The 15189-nt window shown below is 69.2% G+C and carries 13 protein-coding genes; 5 read left to right on the plus strand and 8 right to left on the minus strand.

What is annotated here, in order from left to right:
• Positions 1-353 precede the first annotated feature (353 nt).
• Positions 354-1598: a diaminopimelate decarboxylase gene (gene lysA, locus ACSQ9E_RS01990; RefSeq protein WP_436179547.1), complete on the minus strand. Its 1245-nt coding sequence runs from the start codon at positions 1596-1598 to the stop codon at positions 354-356.
• Between the two features lie 127 nt (positions 1599-1725).
• Here lysA and ACSQ9E_RS01995 point away from each other — a divergent pair, with 127 nt between their 5' ends.
• Positions 1726-2670 carry a LysR family transcriptional regulator gene (locus ACSQ9E_RS01995; RefSeq protein ID WP_436216746.1) on the plus strand — a complete coding sequence of 315 codons (945 nt, stop codon included), beginning with the start codon at positions 1726-1728 and terminating at the stop codon, positions 2668-2670.
• Positions 2671-3472: 802 nt separating this feature from the next.
• Here ACSQ9E_RS01995 and panC read toward each other — a convergent pair.
• Together panC and panB are read right to left on the minus strand one after the other, a co-directional pair.
• Entirely contained in the window at positions 3473-4309 is an 837-nt protein-coding gene (gene panC, locus ACSQ9E_RS02000; RefSeq protein WP_436216747.1) for a pantoate--beta-alanine ligase, read from the minus strand.
• Positions 4310-4370: 61 nt separating this feature from the next.
• Positions 4371-5249: a 3-methyl-2-oxobutanoate hydroxymethyltransferase gene (gene panB, locus ACSQ9E_RS02005; RefSeq protein WP_436216748.1), complete on the minus strand. Its 879-nt coding sequence runs from the start codon at positions 5247-5249 to the stop codon at positions 4371-4373.
• A 98-nt stretch (positions 5250-5347) separates the two neighbouring features.
• Here panB and nadC point away from each other — a divergent pair, with 98 nt between their 5' ends.
• The 4 genes from nadC (at position 5348) to ACSQ9E_RS02025 (ending at position 10512) form a co-directional block, all read left to right on the plus strand.
• The gene (gene nadC, locus ACSQ9E_RS02010; protein WP_436216749.1) at positions 5348-6217 is read left to right on the plus strand and encodes a carboxylating nicotinate-nucleotide diphosphorylase; all 870 of its coding nucleotides are present in this window, start codon (positions 5348-5350) and stop codon (positions 6215-6217) included.
• Positions 6214-7353, plus strand: coding sequence for a quinolinate synthase NadA (gene nadA / locus ACSQ9E_RS02015; RefSeq protein ID WP_436216750.1), 1140 nt, complete (start codon positions 6214-6216; stop codon positions 7351-7353). Before nadC ends, nadA begins: the two co-directional genes overlap by 4 nt.
• A 48-nt stretch (positions 7354-7401) precedes the next feature.
• Positions 7402-9192, plus strand: a complete 1791-nt coding sequence (locus tag ACSQ9E_RS02020; protein WP_436216751.1) for a chorismate-binding protein — start codon at positions 7402-7404, stop codon at positions 9190-9192.
• Between the two features lie 261 nt (positions 9193-9453).
• On the plus strand, positions 9454-10512 hold the full coding sequence (locus ACSQ9E_RS02025; RefSeq protein ID WP_436216752.1) for a porin: 1059 nt from the start codon (positions 9454-9456) through the stop codon (positions 10510-10512).
• 187 nt (positions 10513-10699) lie between these two features.
• On the opposite strand, the gene ACSQ9E_RS02030 is transcribed toward ACSQ9E_RS02025, so the two are convergent.
• The 5 genes from ACSQ9E_RS02030 to ACSQ9E_RS02050 all read right to left on the minus strand — a co-directional run bounded on the left by ACSQ9E_RS02030 (position 10700) and on the right by ACSQ9E_RS02050 (position 14963).
• On the minus strand, positions 10700-11059 hold the full coding sequence (locus ACSQ9E_RS02030) for a 5-carboxymethyl-2-hydroxymuconate Delta-isomerase (RefSeq protein WP_057201879.1): 360 nt from the start codon (positions 11057-11059) through the stop codon (positions 10700-10702).
• 89 nt (positions 11060-11148) lie between these two features.
• Complete coding sequence (locus tag ACSQ9E_RS02035; RefSeq protein ID WP_436216753.1) at positions 11149-12081, minus strand: alpha/beta fold hydrolase; 933 nt, start codon at positions 12079-12081, stop codon at positions 11149-11151.
• Positions 12069-12458, minus strand: coding sequence for an MAPEG family protein (locus ACSQ9E_RS02040; protein WP_436216754.1), 390 nt, complete (start codon positions 12456-12458; stop codon positions 12069-12071). Before ACSQ9E_RS02040 ends, ACSQ9E_RS02035 begins: the two co-directional genes overlap by 13 nt.
• Positions 12459-12575: 117 nt before the next feature.
• On the minus strand, positions 12576-14348 hold the full coding sequence (locus tag ACSQ9E_RS02045; protein ID WP_436216755.1) for an ATP-binding response regulator: 1773 nt from the start codon (positions 14346-14348) through the stop codon (positions 12576-12578).
• Positions 14349-14963, minus strand: coding sequence for a response regulator transcription factor (locus tag ACSQ9E_RS02050; protein WP_436216756.1), 615 nt, complete (start codon positions 14961-14963; stop codon positions 14349-14351). It abuts the gene before it with no gap.
• Positions 14964-15189 lie beyond the last annotated feature (226 nt).

Here is a 15189-nt window from a genome sequence, read left to right on the forward strand (position 1 = left end):
TAAAACGCAGGTGGCGATCAATGGTGAAGTGGCCTGCGCAAACGGTGCTGCACAGCAAAAAAGCCGCATCCGCCCTTGGGAGGCGGATACGGCTTTGTGCGGTGGGCACGATGCCCCGTGGGGCACGGGATCAAAGCACCCCGAACAGCATCAACAACAGGACGAGGGACAGTGGGACGCCGAGCAGCCAGAGAATGATGGGCATGGTGATCTCCTTGGAAACGGGTGGAAGTGGATAAGTGACTCCACTGTATTCCCGCCTCCTGGACTCGCCTGTCCTCCAACGCGGCACCCCTGCGTAGGTCCGAGCCTACCGGCCTTGCAGGGGGCGGCGCCATGCCTGCGCGCCGTGTTTACAGACCTTCTTCCAGTGCCAGCAGCTCCTGCACGGTCTGGCGCCGGCGGATCAGCCTGGCCTGGCCCCCGTCTACCAGCACTTCGGCGATCAGCGGGCGCGTGTTGTAGTTGGAGGACATGGAGGCGCCGTAGGCGCCCGTGTCATGGATCACCAGCAGGTCGCCCACCTGGGCCGCCGGCAGGTCGCGCGGCAGCACCACGCCGCCATCGCCCTGGGTGAACACGTCGCCCGACTCGCACAGCGGGCCAGCCACCACCGTGGGGCGCGCGGCTGCCGTGCCGCCATCGCGGCGCAGTACCTGCATGGCGTGGTAGCTGCCGTACATGGAGGGGCGCATCAGCTCGTTGAAGCCCGTGTCCACCAGAACGAAGTGGTTGTTGCCCGCGTTCTTGGTGGCGCGCACCTCGCCCAGCAGAACCCCCGACTCGGCCACCAGGAAGCGCCCGGGCTCGATCTCCAGCCCGAGCTTGTGGCCGACGATGGCCTCGGCCTGCTGGCGCGCCGTGTCCCACAGGCCATGGTAGTGCTGCGTGTCGATCACCGGGTCGCCGCTGCGGTACGGGATGGACAGGCCGCCGCCCGCCGAGATGGCGTGCAGGTCGTGTCCGGCCGCATGCGCCGTGCGCACCAGCTCCACCATGGCGCCGCAGACTTCAGCCAGGTGGACGTAGTCCACGCCCGAGCCGATGTGCATGTGCAGGCCCGTGAGCGCCAGGCCGTGCTGCCTTATGGCGGCCAGCGCCGCGGGCAGGTCGGTGTGCCAGATACCGTGCTTGCTGTGCTCGCCGCCGGTGTTGGTCTTGTTGCTGTGGCCATGGCCGAAGCCGGGGTTGATGCGCAGCCACACCGCGTGGCCCGGCGAGGCTTGGCCCAGCTGGTGCAGCATGTCGATGGAGCCAGCGTTGACCGGCACGCCATGCTCGACCACGCAGGCCAGGGTGTCGGCATCGAACAGGTCGGCCGTGAACACGATCTCCGAGGGCTCGCCACCGGCTTGGTAGCCGGCCGCCAGCGCGCGCAAGATCTCGCCGCGCGAGACCGCGTCCACCTTCACGCCCTGCTCGCGCATGAGCTTGAGGATGTGGATGTTGGAGCAGGCCTTCTGCGCGAAGCGCACGGTGTCGAAGTTGGACACCTGGGCGATGCGCTGGCGGATGGTGGCGGCGTCGTAAACCCACAGCGGGGTGCCGAACTGGTCGGCCAGGGACCACAGTTGTTCAGGCGAGAAAGGGTTGGACATGGCGGGCAGGCTCCAGGCTCAAAAAGTGGGAAGGGGAGAACGGCTGGGCAGAATCATGCCCCGCTGAAGTCATTCAGTCCAATGCCTTGTTTTTCATATCCATTCATTTTAGATATGCTTCTTGGTCATGAACTCCAGCGACGACAACGCCCTTCGCATCACCCACCGCCACATCGAGATCTTTCGTGCCGTCATGGTGGCCGGCAGCGTGACCGGTGCCGCCGAGCTGCTGCACACCTCGCAACCGACGGTGAGCCGCGAGCTGGCGCGCCTGGAGTCCCTGCTGGGCTACACCCTGTTCGACCGCGTGCAGGGTCGGCTGCGCCCCCATGCCCGGGCATTGGCACTGTGGGACGAGGTGCAGCGCTCCTGGCAGGGCCTGGATCGTGTGGTGGACCGGGCCTTGGCCTTGGGGCGCTCTGCGGACGCCGCGCAGTCCCTGTCGGTGCTGTGCCTGCCAGCCCTTAGCCATGCCCTGCTGCCCGGCGCGGCCGCGCGCATGCTCGCCGCCCACCCGGGCGCCCGCGTCTCCGTCACACCCCAGGAGCCGCCTTTGCTGGAGGAGTGGATGACTGCCCAGCGCTTCGACATGGGCTTGAGCGAGCAGATCTCCAACCCGCCCGGCACGCGCTCGCAGCTGTTGCTGACCCTGGACGAGGTGGCCGTGCTGCCCGAAGGCCATGCGTTGGCCGCGCGGCCGGTGCTGCAGCTGGCGGATTTTGCCGACCAGCCGTTCGTGAGCCTTTCAGCGGATGACCCCTACCGCCGCCAGATCGACGCCCTGTTCGCCGAAGCCGGCGTACAGCGGCTGATGCGCATGGAGACGCACAGCGCGGTGGCGGTGTGCGCGATGGTGCAGCGCGGGCTGGGGGTGGCTGTTGTCAATCCGCTCACGGCGCTGGCCGTGGCGGAGCAGGGGGTGGTGGTGCGCAGGATGGGGTTTTCGGTGCCGTTCAGTGTGAGCCTGGTGTTGCCGTTGTACCGGGCGGCGTTGGAGGAGGTGGGGTGGATGGTGGAGGCTTTGGGGTTGGAGGCTGATGATTTGACGGAGAGGCTTGGGCGGTTGGTTTGATGGGATGTTCGTCTGTTCGTCTGTTCGTCTGTTTGGTGGTGGTAGGTGCATGCCTGGATTGAGGGAGGGAGCCGGGATGTGCGCCCGGCGGCGCAGTAACTTTCTCTTGGCCGCCAAGAGAAAGTCACCAAAGAGAAGGCGGCCCCCAGTCTGCGTCCCCCATCGCCCGGTGGGCGATGGGGGCAACCTGCGATGCTCGGTCCTGGGGTGGTGCCGATGAACTCGCTGCGTTCTTCGAACTCCGCTCAGACAGCATCGGCAAGCCAGATCACGAAGTGCGTGTGTCCTTCGGCACACGCACCCACCCCAGGCCCTGCGCTTCTCGGCGCAGCCAGCAGGGGTGGGGAGCGGGTACCACACGGCTGCTGCTTCGCAGCTGCGCCTGGGGTCGGTTACGCGCTGCCGACGGTGCGGGCGCAATCGCTCTGGCGAGCCGAGCGCAGCGAAGGACCACAGGCCGAGCGAAGCAATGGCCCGTGTGGAGCCCGCTCCCACCCCCTTCTGACCGTGCCGAGAAGCGCAGAAGCTGGGGTGGCGCGTGTGCCGCAGGACACACGCGCTTCGTGATCTGGCTCGCCGCAGATGTTTGAGCGGAGTTCGAAGAACGCAGCGAGTTCCGAGGCGCACCCCAGCTTCGAGCATCGCAGGCTGCCCCCTCGTACGCAGTGCGAGGGGGACACGGGCAGCGGGGTCGCCTTTTCTTGGCCTACCTTCTTTTGGCGACGCAAAAGAAGGTAGGTGCGCCGCCGGGCGCACACCCCGGCCTCCGCCCTTCAATCAAGCATGCCACCCCAACAAAGAGTCAGAACTCCAAGTTGTCAATCAATCTCGTAGCCCCCAACCGCGCCGCCCCCAACACCAACAACGCCCCCACAGCATCCCCAGCCGTGGCCGGCTGCAAATCCACCCGCCGCCTTACCGTCAGATAGTCCGGCTGCCACCCCCGCGCCCGCAACCCATCCATCGCCTGATGCTCCCACTCCACCCCTGGCTGCTGTCCCCAGCGCACAGCCAGCTGGCGCAAGGCCTGCGACAAGGCCACCGCCTCCTGCCGCTCCTGCAGGCTGAGGTAGCCATTGCGCGAACTCAGGGCCAGGCCGTCGGGCGCGCGGCAGGTCTCGCCGGCGACCACGGTGATGGGCAGTGCGAACTGGCGCACCATCTGGCGGATCACCAGGAGTTGCTGGTAGTCCTTCTTGCCGAACACCGCCGTGCCGCCGCTCTGGCCTAGCACGCAGGCAAAAAGCTTCATCACCACCGTCGCCACCCCGGTGAAGAAACCGGGGCGAAAATGGCCTTCCAGCAGGTCGGCCAGGGCCGGGTCGGGGTGCACCTTGAAGGTCTGGGGCTCGGGATACAGGTCGGCCTCGCGCGGGGCGAAGAGCACTTTGCAGCCTGCGGCCTGCAGGCGGTTGCAGTCGGCCTCCCAGGTGCGTGGGTAGCTGTCGAAATCCTCGTGCGGCAAGAACTGCAGGCGGTTCACGAAGATGCTGGCCACAGTGACGTCGCCCAGGGGCAGCGCCTGCTCCACCAGCGCGATGTGGCCGTCGTGCAGGTTGCCCATGGTGGGCACGAAGGCCGGGCGGCGGTAGGGCGCCAGGGCCTGGCGCAGGTCGTCGATGGTGTGGGCAATCAGCATGGCGAATCAGCAAGCAAGAAAGAAGAAAGAAAAGAGCAAGGGGAAAAGCGTGTACGCCCGGCTACCAGGCATGCAGGGCGTTGTCGGGAAAACGCCCCTCTTTGACGGCCAGTACATAGGCCTCGATGGCGCCGCGCACGCTGCCGGCGTCCTGCATGAAGTTGTGGACGAACTTCGGGTTCTTGCCCAGGTTCATGCCCAGCATGTCGTGCAACACCAGCACCTGGCCGGCCGTGCCGTTGCCTGCGCCGATGCCGATGGTGTGGCAGTGCGCCAGTTCCCCGGTGAGGTCGGCGGCCAGCACGGCGGGCACCATCTCCAGCACCAGCATGGCGGCGCCGGCGTCCTGCAGCTCGTGCGCATGCTTGCGCAAGGTGCGCGCTGCGTCGTCGCTGCGGCCCTGCACGCGGTAGCCGCCCAGGGCGTGTACCGTTTGCGGCGTCAGGCCCAGGTGCGCGCACACCGGCACGCCGCGCTGCACCAGGAACTCCACCGTGGGCGTGGTCCAGCCGCCGCCTTCGAGCTTGACCATGTGCGCGCCGGCCTGCATCAGCACGCAGGCGCTGCGCAAGGCCTGCTCGCGGCTCTCGGCATAGGTGCCGTAAGGCAGGTCGGCCACCAGCCAGGCCGTGCCCTGCACCCGGTGCAGGCCGCGCGCCACGCTGGCCGTGTGGTAGGCCATGCTGTCCAGCGTTACGCCCACGGTGCTGGGCAGGCCCTGGCAGACCATGCCCAGCGAATCGCCGACGAGGATGCACTCCACGCCCGCGGCATCGGCGACGGCTGCAAAGGTGGCGTCGTAGGCCGTGAGCATGCATATCTTCTCGCCCGCATCCCGCATCTGTGCCAGGCGCGGCAGGCTCATGGGGCGGCGCTGGGGCAGGGGCGAGGCCGGTGGCAGCGTGCCGTAGGGCGTGGCGGAAGGCGTTGGATCGGTCATGGGGCTCCCCTGAACAAAATGGCGCGAGTGTAGGGGGTATGCAGCCGGGACAGCGGTGTCCCAAAACCCGTTCCCAGAAGCCGCTATGCTCGCGCCCCATGACCCATCCCAGCGACGATGAAAAAAGTGCCGACGTGGCCGCCCTGGCCCGTGCCGACGTGGCCCGCGCCCTGGCAGAAGACGTGGGCAGCGGTGACCTGACTGCCGGCCTGATCGACCCCGCACGCCGCGCCCGCGCGCGCATCCTTGCGCGCGAGGCCGCCGTGATCTGCGGCACGCCCTGGGTGGAGGCCGCCCTGCGTGCCCTCGACCCGGACGTGCAGCTCACCTGGCAGGTGGCCGAAGGCCAGCGCTGCGCGCCCGATCAGGTGGTGCTGGAGATCGAGGGCAGCGCGCGTGCGCTGCTCAGCGCCGAGCGCACGGCGCTCAACTTTTTGCAGCTGCTGTCGGCTGTGGCCACCAAGACGGCCACCTATGCCGACGTGGTCGCCGGCACGCGCGCGCGCATCGTGGACACGCGCAAGACCCTGCCCGGCCTGCGTCTGGCGCAGAAGTACGCCGTGCGCGTGGGCGGCGGCACCAACCACCGCATCGGCCTGCACGATGCCGTGCTGATCAAGGAAAACCACATCGTCGCCGCCGGTGGCGTCACAGCCGTGCTGCGCGCCGCGCAGCAGGTGGCTGCGCAGGCCGCCTTCATCGAGATCGAGGTCGAGACGCTCGCACAACTGACCGAGGCGCTCGACGCAGGCGCCACCATGGTGCTGCTCGACAACATGCCCCTGCCCCTGCTGCGCGAGGCCGTGCGCACCAATGCCGGCCGCGCCATCCTCGAAATCTCGGGCGGCGTCACGCTCGATGGCCTGCGCGAACTGGCCGAGACCGGCGTGGACCGCATCTCCATCGGCACGCTGACCAAGGACGTGAAGGCCACCGATTTTTCGATGCGGCTGCAGGAACTGTCATGAGCAACACGGCCACGCTGAACCGCATCGACGTCGAGTACGACCAGCCGCTTGCGGTGCTGGAGGACGGCGGCGCTGTCTGCTCGACGAAGCACGCCTGGGCCCGCGTGCCGCCCGAGCCCTCGCAGGCCGAGCGCGCAGCGCTCAAGGACCGCATCCGCCGCCTGCTCAAGGAGAAGAATGCGGTCATGGTCTCGCACTACTACGTGCACCCCGACCTGCAGGACCTGGCCGAGGAAACCGGCGGCCTGGTCAGCGATTCGCTGGAGATGGCGCGCTTTGGCCGCGACCATGCGGCGCAGACCCTGGTGGTCTCGGGCGTGCGTTTCATGGGCGAGACGGCGAAGATCCTCTCGCCCGAGAAGACCGTGCTCATGCCCGACCTCGATGCCACCTGCTCGCTCGACCTGGGCTGTCCGGTCGACGAATTCAGTGCCTTCTGCGACGCCCACCCGGACCGCACCGTGGTGGTGTATGCCAACACCAGTGCGGCCGTGAAGGCGCGGGCGGACTGGCTCGTGACGTCGAGCTGCGCGCTCGAGATCGTCGGCGCCCTCAAGGCGGCGGGCCACAAGATTCTGTGGGCGCCCGACCGCCACCTGGGCGCCTACATCCAGCGCGAGACCGGCGCCGACATGCTGTTCTGGAACGGCGCCTGCATCGTGCACGACGAGTTCAAGGCCTTCGAGCTGGAGGCGCTCAAGCAGGCGCACCCTGGGGCCAAGGTGCTGGTGCACCCGGAGAGCCCCGCCGACGTGGTGGCGCTGGCCGATGCGGTGGGCTCCACCTCGGCCATCCTCAAGGCCGCGCGCGAGATGGATGCGCGCGAATTCATCGTCGCCACCGACAACGGCATGATGCACAAGCTGCGCACCCTCAACCCCGGCAAGACCTTTTACGAAGCCCCCACCGCCGGCAACAGCGCCACCTGCAAGAGCTGCGCGCACTGCCCCTGGATGGCGATGAACGGCCTGGCCGACGTGGCGCGCGTGCTGGAAACGGGTGCGAATGCGGTCCACGTCGACCCGGCGCTGATCCCGCGCGCCCGCCAGCCCATCGACCGCATGCTGGCCTTCACGGCCGCGCTCAAGGGCGGCCATCCCGCCGCGGGGCTGGTGCCGCACCTGGGCGCGGCCTGAACCTGCAGACACGGCTGCCCGCAGAACCGGGTGGCGAGATTCCTTCCTGTGACCACAACTGTCCATTCGCGCATCGATTTCACCCAGCCGCAGGAGCCCGGCACACCGCGCCTGCGCCACGCTTTCGGCCCGCCGCGCGAGGTGCTGGTGGCCCATGCGCTGCACGAGGTGCGCGGCGTGCTCGATGCGGTGCACGCCGCCGCACAGGGCGGGGCCTGGTGCGTGGGCTATGTACGCTACGAGGCTGCGGCGGCCTTTGACACCGCCCTGCAGACCCACACGGCGCAGGGCCCGTTGGCTTGGTTTTCGGTGCACGATGAAGCCCTGCCCTGGCCGGATGGACCACAGCCTGACGCAAGCGCCGAAGTGACATGGGCCGATGGCCTGCCGCGTGCCGACTTCGATGCCTCGCTGGCCCGCATCCACCAGGCCATCCGCGATGGCGAGGTCTACCAGGTCAACTACACCGCACCCCTGCAGGGCCGTGCGCAGGGCAGCGCCCAGGCGCTGTTCGAGGCGCTGCACCGCACCCAGCCCGAGGGCTACTGCGCGCACATCGACGCGGGCGACACCCAGGTGCTGTCGGTCTCGCCCGAGCTGTTCTTCGACTGGACCACCGATGCGGCGGGCGGCGACATCCTTGCTCGCCCGATGAAGGGCACGGCCCCGCGTGGCGCCACGCCCGACGCCGATGCCGCCCAGGCCGAGCACCTGCGCACGGCGCCCAAGGAGCGGGCCGAGAACGTGATGGTCGTGGACCTGCTGCGCAACGATATCTCGCGCATCGCGCAGCCGCACAGCGTGCGCGTGCCCCGGCTGTTCCACACCCAGGCCCTGCCCACCGTGTGGCAAATGACGTCCGACGTGCAGGCGCGAACGCGCCCAGGAACCACGCTGAGCGACGTGTTCGCAGCACTGTTCCCCTGCGGCTCGGTCACGGGCGCGCCCAAGGTGCGTGCCATGCAGCTGATCCGCGATCTGGAGCCCGCGCCGCGCGGCGTGTACTGCGGCGCCGTGGGCGTGGTACGCCCGCACGGGCCACCGGGCCAGGGCGGCGTGGCCGCGACCTTCAACGTGCCCATCCGCACCCTGGTGCTGCAGGCGCGCGATGGCACGGTGCAGGCCACCTGCGGCATCGGCAGCGGCATCACCTCGGGTGCCGAGGCCGAGGCCGAATGGCATGAATGGCGCCACAAGCGCGCCTTCGTGGAGCGCGCCAGCGCTCCGTTCGACCTGCTCGAAACCCTGGCGCTCGAGGGAGGGCAGTTGCGCCACCTGGGCGAGCACCTGGCGCGCATGGCCGGGGCCGCCGCGCACTTCGGCTACGGGTGGGATGCCGCCCGCGTTCATGCCTGCCTGCAGGCACTGGCCGCGCAGCACGCCAGTGGTGCATGGCGCGTGCGCCTGCTGCTGGACAGCTGGGGCGCACCCCGCGCCGAAGCCTTTGCGCTGCAGCCCACGCAGGTGCCTGTGCGCCTGCAGCTCGCCGGCCGCGCCTTCGACGAGGCCGACAGCGAATTCGTGCGCCACAAGACCACGCGCCGCGCGCACTACGCGGCCTTTGCGCCCACCGCGCCCGGCGTGTTCGATACGGTGCTGTGGAACCGTGCCGGCGAGATCACCGAGGGCACCTTCGGCAACCTGGCGCTGCGGCTCGATGACCGCTGGGTCACGCCGCCGCTGGCCTGCGGCCTGCTGCCTGGCGTGGGGCGTGCGGTGGCCCTGCGCGAGGGCCGCGTGGCAGAGGCCGTGGTGCGGCTCGACGACCTGCCGCGTGTCGATGGCTGGGCCTTCATCAACAGCCTGCGCGGCTGGCTGGCCGCGCAATTGGTGGCCTGAGCCGCAGGGCTGCACGCGCTTGCGTGCACTGTGCACTCGCCTTTGCGCTCGGGCGCTTGCCTGTGCGTATACACCAAGCTGCGAGGGGGTCGCTATGCATGCTTATTTTCCGCACTGGCATGCAAGGGTTTACCCCAGCACTGTCACACAGCTTTTTTCTAATGAGCCCAGCGCCCCACCATGGGGTGCCGACCGGTAAGACGCCTGCCCTGCGGCATGCCCATGTCCCGGTGATCTGCCCATTTCGAAGAAGTGAACTCCATGAAACTCAAGCTCCTTGCCCTCGCAGCCCTGACCCTTGCCGCCGGCGCCCACGCGCAGTCCAGCGTCACCCTCTTTGGCGTGGTCGACGCCTCGGTGGTCCACATGTCCAGCAACACCAACAGCGTCACCGGCCTGTCCAGCGGCGGTCAGTCCAGCAGCCGCCTGGGCTTTCGCGGCGTGGAAGACCTCGGTGGTGGCCTGAAGGCCGGCTTCTGGTTGGAGGGTGGCCTGGCCGCCGACAACGGCACCGCCGCCGGATTCCGCTTCGACCGCCGTTCCACCGTGAGCATTTCGGGCGGTTTCGGTGAAGTACGCCTGGGCCGCGACAAGTCGCCCGCCTACCTGAACATCGAAACATTCGATCCCTTCGGCGACTCCGGCGTGGGCGGCATCAACGGCGCCAACCTGGTCGGCAGCGCCACCTCGGCCGCCGGCACGCCCGAAGGCAGTGCTCCCAAGCGCACCAGCAACGGCCTGAACTACCTGCTGCCCGAACTGGGCGGCTTCTACGGCCAGTTGCAGTACGCGCTGGGCGAGCAGCTGTCCAACCAGGTCAACGACCGCATGGGCAACTCGCTGGCCCTGCGCGCTGGCTACGCCAACGGCCCCCTGAACGTGGCCGTGGCCTTCGGCGAGACGCGCGGCGGCGCCGCCACCGCCAACTCGGTCGACTACAAGGCCAGCAACGTGGGCATGTCCTACAGCTTCGGCGTGGTCAAGCCCATGGCCTTGTTCGCCACCGAGCGCGGCAACGGCCGCCGCGTGGACATGTTTGGTCTGGGCGCCACCGTGCCGCTGGGCGTGGGCGAGCTGCGCGTGTCGTACACCAACTTCAAGCGCAAGGACGTGAACAACGCCGACTCGCAGAAGTTCGCCATTGGCTACGGGCACAACCTGTCCAAGCGCACGCAACTGTACGCCACCGTGGCGCGCATCAGCAACGACGGCGCCGCCACGCGCGGTCTGGCCGTCTCATCCTCGTCGCTGGGTAGCCCTACGGTCGGCGCCGGCAACGACGTGACGGGCTACGAGTTCGGCGTGCGCCACACGTTCTGATGGCGGACGGGCCGGGGCACCTGTTGCAGCGGGTGCCCTGGCCTTGAGGCCGTGCTGTGCGCCTTCCACCTGGTGGGGATGCGAGGGGGGCGCAGCACGGACTTTCCTGCGTTACCGCAATGACAAAGCCGCCCAGGGCAGTGCCCAGGGCGGCTTTGTCATTGGGGACTGCCTGCCAGGCAGATTTTTATAGCTTTTCCTTGGCGTACGAGCCGCGGTCCATGTCCACGATCTCCACGCTCAGCTGCACCAGCACTCCCTGCGGCTTGGGGGTGAGTTCACGCAGCACGCCGGCGATCAGATCCGACAGCTCTTTCTTGGCCTCGGGCGTGCGGCCCGAGAGCACGCGCAGCTGCGCGTGCACGAAGGCGCGCTGCGCCGGTGCGGTGCCGATTTCGAAACTGTCGGCCACCACGAAGCGGGTCTTGAGGTCCAGCTCGTCCAGCACCTGGGGGTGGGCGCACAGCGCGGCGTTGAGCGCGGTCAGCGCTTCGGCCTCGGGGTAGTGCGGCAGGTTGCCGGAGTACTCGACGATGAGATGGGGCATGGCGGTTCCACGAAAAATCGGTGCACCCGGCAGAGGGCCGGTGCGGTGGGCGAAGGCGCCACGGGGTGCGCGGCGCAGGGCCCACCAGTTTATCGGCTTATCGTGGTGGTGCCGGCATTGGCCTGCGCCGCCTGCGTCGGCGCGTCGATGGACTGAACAAAGCCATGCACCGCCCGCAGCATGGCCATGGGGGCCTCGATCTGTGGCCAGTGGCCGATGCCATCGAGCGCGACCACGTCCGCATGCGGCACCACCTCGCGGTAGCGCTGTGCCATGTGGGCGCCCGAGTTGGGGTCGGCGCTGCCGTTGACGAGGCGCACCGGCACCGCCCCGGCCACCAGCGGTGCCACCAGGCGATCACGCAGGGCCATGCGCTCGATGTAGAAGCGCCCCACCTGGTGCGAGATGCGCCGCCCGTTGCCGTGGTTGAGCAGGGCCCAGAAATCATCGAGCAGCCCGGCCGTGGGCTGCGTGCGCGCGCCGAACAGGCCTGCCACCGTGCGCTCGAACGCCCGCCGCGGAATGCGCGGGCCTATCCACCGTCCCAGTGGGGACGACAGCAGGTGCTGTATGGGGCGCGGCGCATACGCTTCGGGGCACACGCCGCCATTGAGCAACAGCAGCGTTTCGATGCGGCACCCCGCCTCTGGCCGCTCCACCCGGCGTGCCAGCATCTCCTGCGCAATGCTCACGCCCAGGTCGTGGGCGACGATGTGGCAGCGGTGCACGCCCCGTTGCGCGAGCAGGGCATCGAGCAGATCGGCATGGTCCTGTATGCGGTAGGCGTGCGCCACCGGCTTGTCCGAAAAGCCCATGCCCAGCAGGTCAGGGGCGATCACGCGGTAGCGGGCCGCCAGGGCGTTCCACACGCCATGCCAGTCATAGGAGCTGGTGGGGTAGCCATGCACCAGCAGCAGGGTGCTGCCTTGGCCCGCCTCGGCAACGAAGAGGCGCTGGCCGCGCACGGTAGCGAACTGGCCCTGGTCGTGCCAGCGCTGCAGGGCGGGGGTCAGCTGGTCCATGCCGCTCGCACCAGGAGCAGGGTGGCCGCCAACTGGCACAGCAGCGTGAGTGCATGGGCCGCCTGGCGCCAGGGCAGGCGGCGGCCGAAAGCGGCTGTGCAGTAGACGATGCGGGCCAGGACAAAGGTGCAGCAGACGGCTGCCAGTGCCGTGGCCGCCGTGCCGCCTGACTGTGCCAGCACGAGCAGGCCGAACAGCAGCGACTGCTCCAGCGTGTTGCCGTGCGTGCGCACCGCCACGGCCAGGTCCTTGTGCCCGCCATCGCCCCAGGTCTGGCGGTGGCGCATGCGCAGGCGCGAGACATGCAGGGACAGGGCCGTGAGCAGCAGGGCCAGGGTGGCCAGCGTGGCCGCCGCAATGGTGAAAGGTGGAGGCATGTTCAGGAAGGGTGCGAACCGGATGAAGGAATCCCGCCGAGCTTAGAAAGCCCGTGGCCTGTTGCCAATAGCACCAAAGGGCAGGTCGGGTGGCTGCTTTGCCCTCCCATGCTGCGTTCACCCGGTCGGTTGGCTTTGCAGAAAGGCGCGCAGTTTCATGGGCGCAATCGGCTTGGGCAACAGCGGCAGGCCGGCCGCTGCGGCACGGGCCTGCAGCTCGGGTGTCGCCTCGGCGGTGACCAGCAGGGCCGGCACGGCACAGCCGAAGGCGCTGCGCAGGGCCGCGACCGCCTCGGGGCCTTGTACGCCGTGCGGCAGGTGCCAGTCCACCACCAGGGCATCGGGCCGCGCCTGCCCTGGCCATGGCTGCATCGCCTCCTGCAGACTGGCCGCCGCGATGACTTCGCAGCCCCAGCCCTGCAGGACCTCGGTCAGCGCGCGGCGCGAGCCGGCATCGTCTTCCAGTACCAGCACCCGCTGCGCCGGTGGCCCTGGCTGCGGCGTCGCATTTTCTTCCACTGTGGTGGTGACGGCGGCGCCTGCGGCACCGGGCTCCGGCGCGGCCAGCGGCAGGCACAGCGCAAAGCGGCTGCCCTGACCCGGTTGCGATTGCACGGTGAGTTCCAGCCCCAGCAAGTCGCACAGGCGCCGGGCGGTTGCCAGCCCCAGGCCCAGCCCCTGGTTGCGGTCGCGCTCCGGATGGCCGATCTGGTAGTGCTCGTCAAAGATGCGCGGCAGCTCGGTGGCATCGATGCCCACGCCCGAGTCGTGCACACAAAACTCCACCTCGGCGCCCTGCTCGCGGGCGCCCAGCCGCACAAAGCCTGCTGGCGTATAGCGAATGGCGTTGGCGACCAGGTTGGACAGCACGCGCGCCAGCAGCGCGCGGTCGCCCTCCACATGGGCGGTGGTGGGCTCCACCGTGAACGCCAGGCCCTTGGCCTGGGCCTGCACGCCGAAGGTGCCGGCCATTTCGTCGAACAGTGCCTGCAGCGCAAAGCGCGTGGGGCGGGGCGTGATGGAGCGGGCGTCCAGCCGCGACAGCTCCAGCAGCCCTTCCACCAGCGAGCCCATGCTCTCGGCGCATTCCATGAGGGTGGCCGCGAGGTAGTCCACCCGCTCGCGCGATGCGGGCTGCTGCAGCGTGTACGCCAGCAGCTGCATGGCATTGAGCGGCTGGCGCAGGTCATGGCCCACGGCGGCAAGGAACTGCGCCTTGGAGGCATGGGCTGCCTCGGCCTCCTGGCGCGCCAGCCGGGTGGCCTGGTTCTCGCGCTGCAGCGCGGCAATCAGCTCCTGCCGCTCGCGCTGCTGCTCTGCGGCCTGCGCGATGGTGCGCGCCTGGGCCCGGCCGGCATGCCAGACGTACAGTGCCATCAGCACCGACGCCAGTGCCAGCAGGGTGTGCAGCGGTTCTCCCACCAGCAGGTCGCGCGCGGCCAGCGGGCCGAAAACGCCGACCGCATAGGCGCCCAGTGCGGGCAGGTGGTGCGCCAGGTGGGCCACGCTGCCCAGCACCACGGCGGCCAGGCCGATGTGCAGCGCCATCTCGGCCACCAGGTTGGCGGGCGCCCACAGCACCCAACTGCCGACGCCCCAGGCCAGGGCCTGCGCCAGTGCGCTGACCACCACCCAGCGCGCCCAGAATGCAGCGCGCGTGCCGGGTGCGGCAGCGCTGCGGCGGTAGGCCATGCCCAGGCCGATGCGCAGGCAGCGCAAGGCTGCAAACGCCGCCAGCCACAGGGCGATGGCGGTGGCCGGCACATCGCGCCAGAACAGCACGCTCAGGAAGAAGGCCTCCACCACCCCCACCAGTGCCGACAGGGGCGCTCCCCGGTACAGGGTGTCCAGGGCCTGTGCGTCGGGCGCGGCGCTGGCCGATGCAGCCATCTACAGCAGCCCTTTTTCGCGCGCCGCCGCCACCAGGTGCGTGCGGTTGCGCGCCTGCAGCGCACCGAGCAGTGCCGTGACGTGCAGCTTGACGGTGCGCTCGGCGATGCCCAGCACCTGGGCGATGCGCTTGTTGGGCTGGCCCTGGGCCACCAGCAGCAGCACTTCCATCTGCCGGGCCGTGGGGCCTGCCACTGCGCCTGGCACCTCACCTGGCACTGCCGCAGGCGGCATGTCGAATGCCATGCCACCTGCTGCGATGGTGCCCAGTGCAGCGGCCATGGCCTGCACGGACTGCGACTTGCCGAGAAAGCCGCTGGCGCCCGCGCCACGCGCCGCCGCCTGCAGGGCCGGGTCTTCATCCCCCGAGATCAGCACCCGGGCCACCAGCGGGAACTGCCGGGCAAAAAGCGCCAGGCCCTGCAGCCCCGTGTGGGCCCCCAGGCGCTGGTCGAGCAGCACGATGTCCAGCCCCGGCTGGCCGGCGGCAGCCAGCAGACCCTCCTCCAGAGTGCAGGCCGTGTCCACGCGGGCGCCCGGCCAGGCATGGGCCAGCGCATGGGCAAAGCCGACGCAGAACAGGGGGTGGTCGTCCACCAGCAGCAGTTGGGGCATGGTGCGGATTGTGTGGCAAGCCGGGGCCGGGCTGGCACTGGGGGCGTGTGGGCCGGAGCGCTGGCGTATGGTTGACATGGGCCAAGGGGCTCTCGTCCCCAGGGGCCGCAAACCGGGCATTGCTGTACAGAATCGCGGCAGTCTGGGATGGTCCCCAGGCTGGCTGCGCACGCCTCTTTGCGTTGTTGACCTACTTCGTCCGACTGCCTGCCCCCGCCACCCCTGA

Origin of the sequence: Acidovorax sp. LjRoot118, from assembly GCF_964253575.1 — a bacterium.
In the GTDB taxonomy this organism is placed as follows: Bacteria; Pseudomonadota; Gammaproteobacteria; order Burkholderiales; family Burkholderiaceae_C; genus Acidovorax.

Coding starts and splice junctions, on each gene's coding strand:
- panC (WP_436216747.1), bottom strand. CDS start 4,309: ATGCTGATTGCCCACACCATCGACGACCTGCGCCAGGCCCTGGCGCCC.
- ACSQ9E_RS01995 (WP_436216746.1), top strand. CDS start 1,726: ATGAACTCCAGCGACGACAACGCCCTTCGCATCACCCACCGCCACATC.
- lysA (WP_436179547.1), bottom strand. CDS start 1,598: ATGTCCAACCCTTTCTCGCCTGAACAACTGTGGTCCCTGGCCGACCAG.
- ACSQ9E_RS02035 (WP_436216753.1), bottom strand. CDS start 12,081: ATGGACCAGCTGACCCCCGCCCTGCAGCGCTGGCACGACCAGGGCCAG.
- panB (WP_436216748.1), bottom strand. CDS start 5,249: ATGACCGATCCAACGCCTTCCGCCACGCCCTACGGCACGCTGCCACCG.
- ACSQ9E_RS02050 (WP_436216756.1), bottom strand. CDS start 14,963: ATGCCCCAACTGCTGCTGGTGGACGACCACCCCCTGTTCTGCGTCGGC.
- ACSQ9E_RS02025 (WP_436216752.1), top strand. CDS start 9,454: ATGAAACTCAAGCTCCTTGCCCTCGCAGCCCTGACCCTTGCCGCCGGC.
- nadA (WP_436216750.1), top strand. CDS start 6,214: ATGAGCAACACGGCCACGCTGAACCGCATCGACGTCGAGTACGACCAG.
- ACSQ9E_RS02040 (WP_436216754.1), bottom strand. CDS start 12,458: ATGCCTCCACCTTTCACCATTGCGGCGGCCACGCTGGCCACCCTGGCC.
- ACSQ9E_RS02045 (WP_436216755.1), bottom strand. CDS start 14,348: ATGGCTGCATCGGCCAGCGCCGCGCCCGACGCACAGGCCCTGGACACC.
- ACSQ9E_RS02030 (WP_057201879.1), bottom strand. CDS start 11,059: ATGCCCCATCTCATCGTCGAGTACTCCGGCAACCTGCCGCACTACCCC.
- nadC (WP_436216749.1), top strand. CDS start 5,348: ATGACCCATCCCAGCGACGATGAAAAAAGTGCCGACGTGGCCGCCCTG.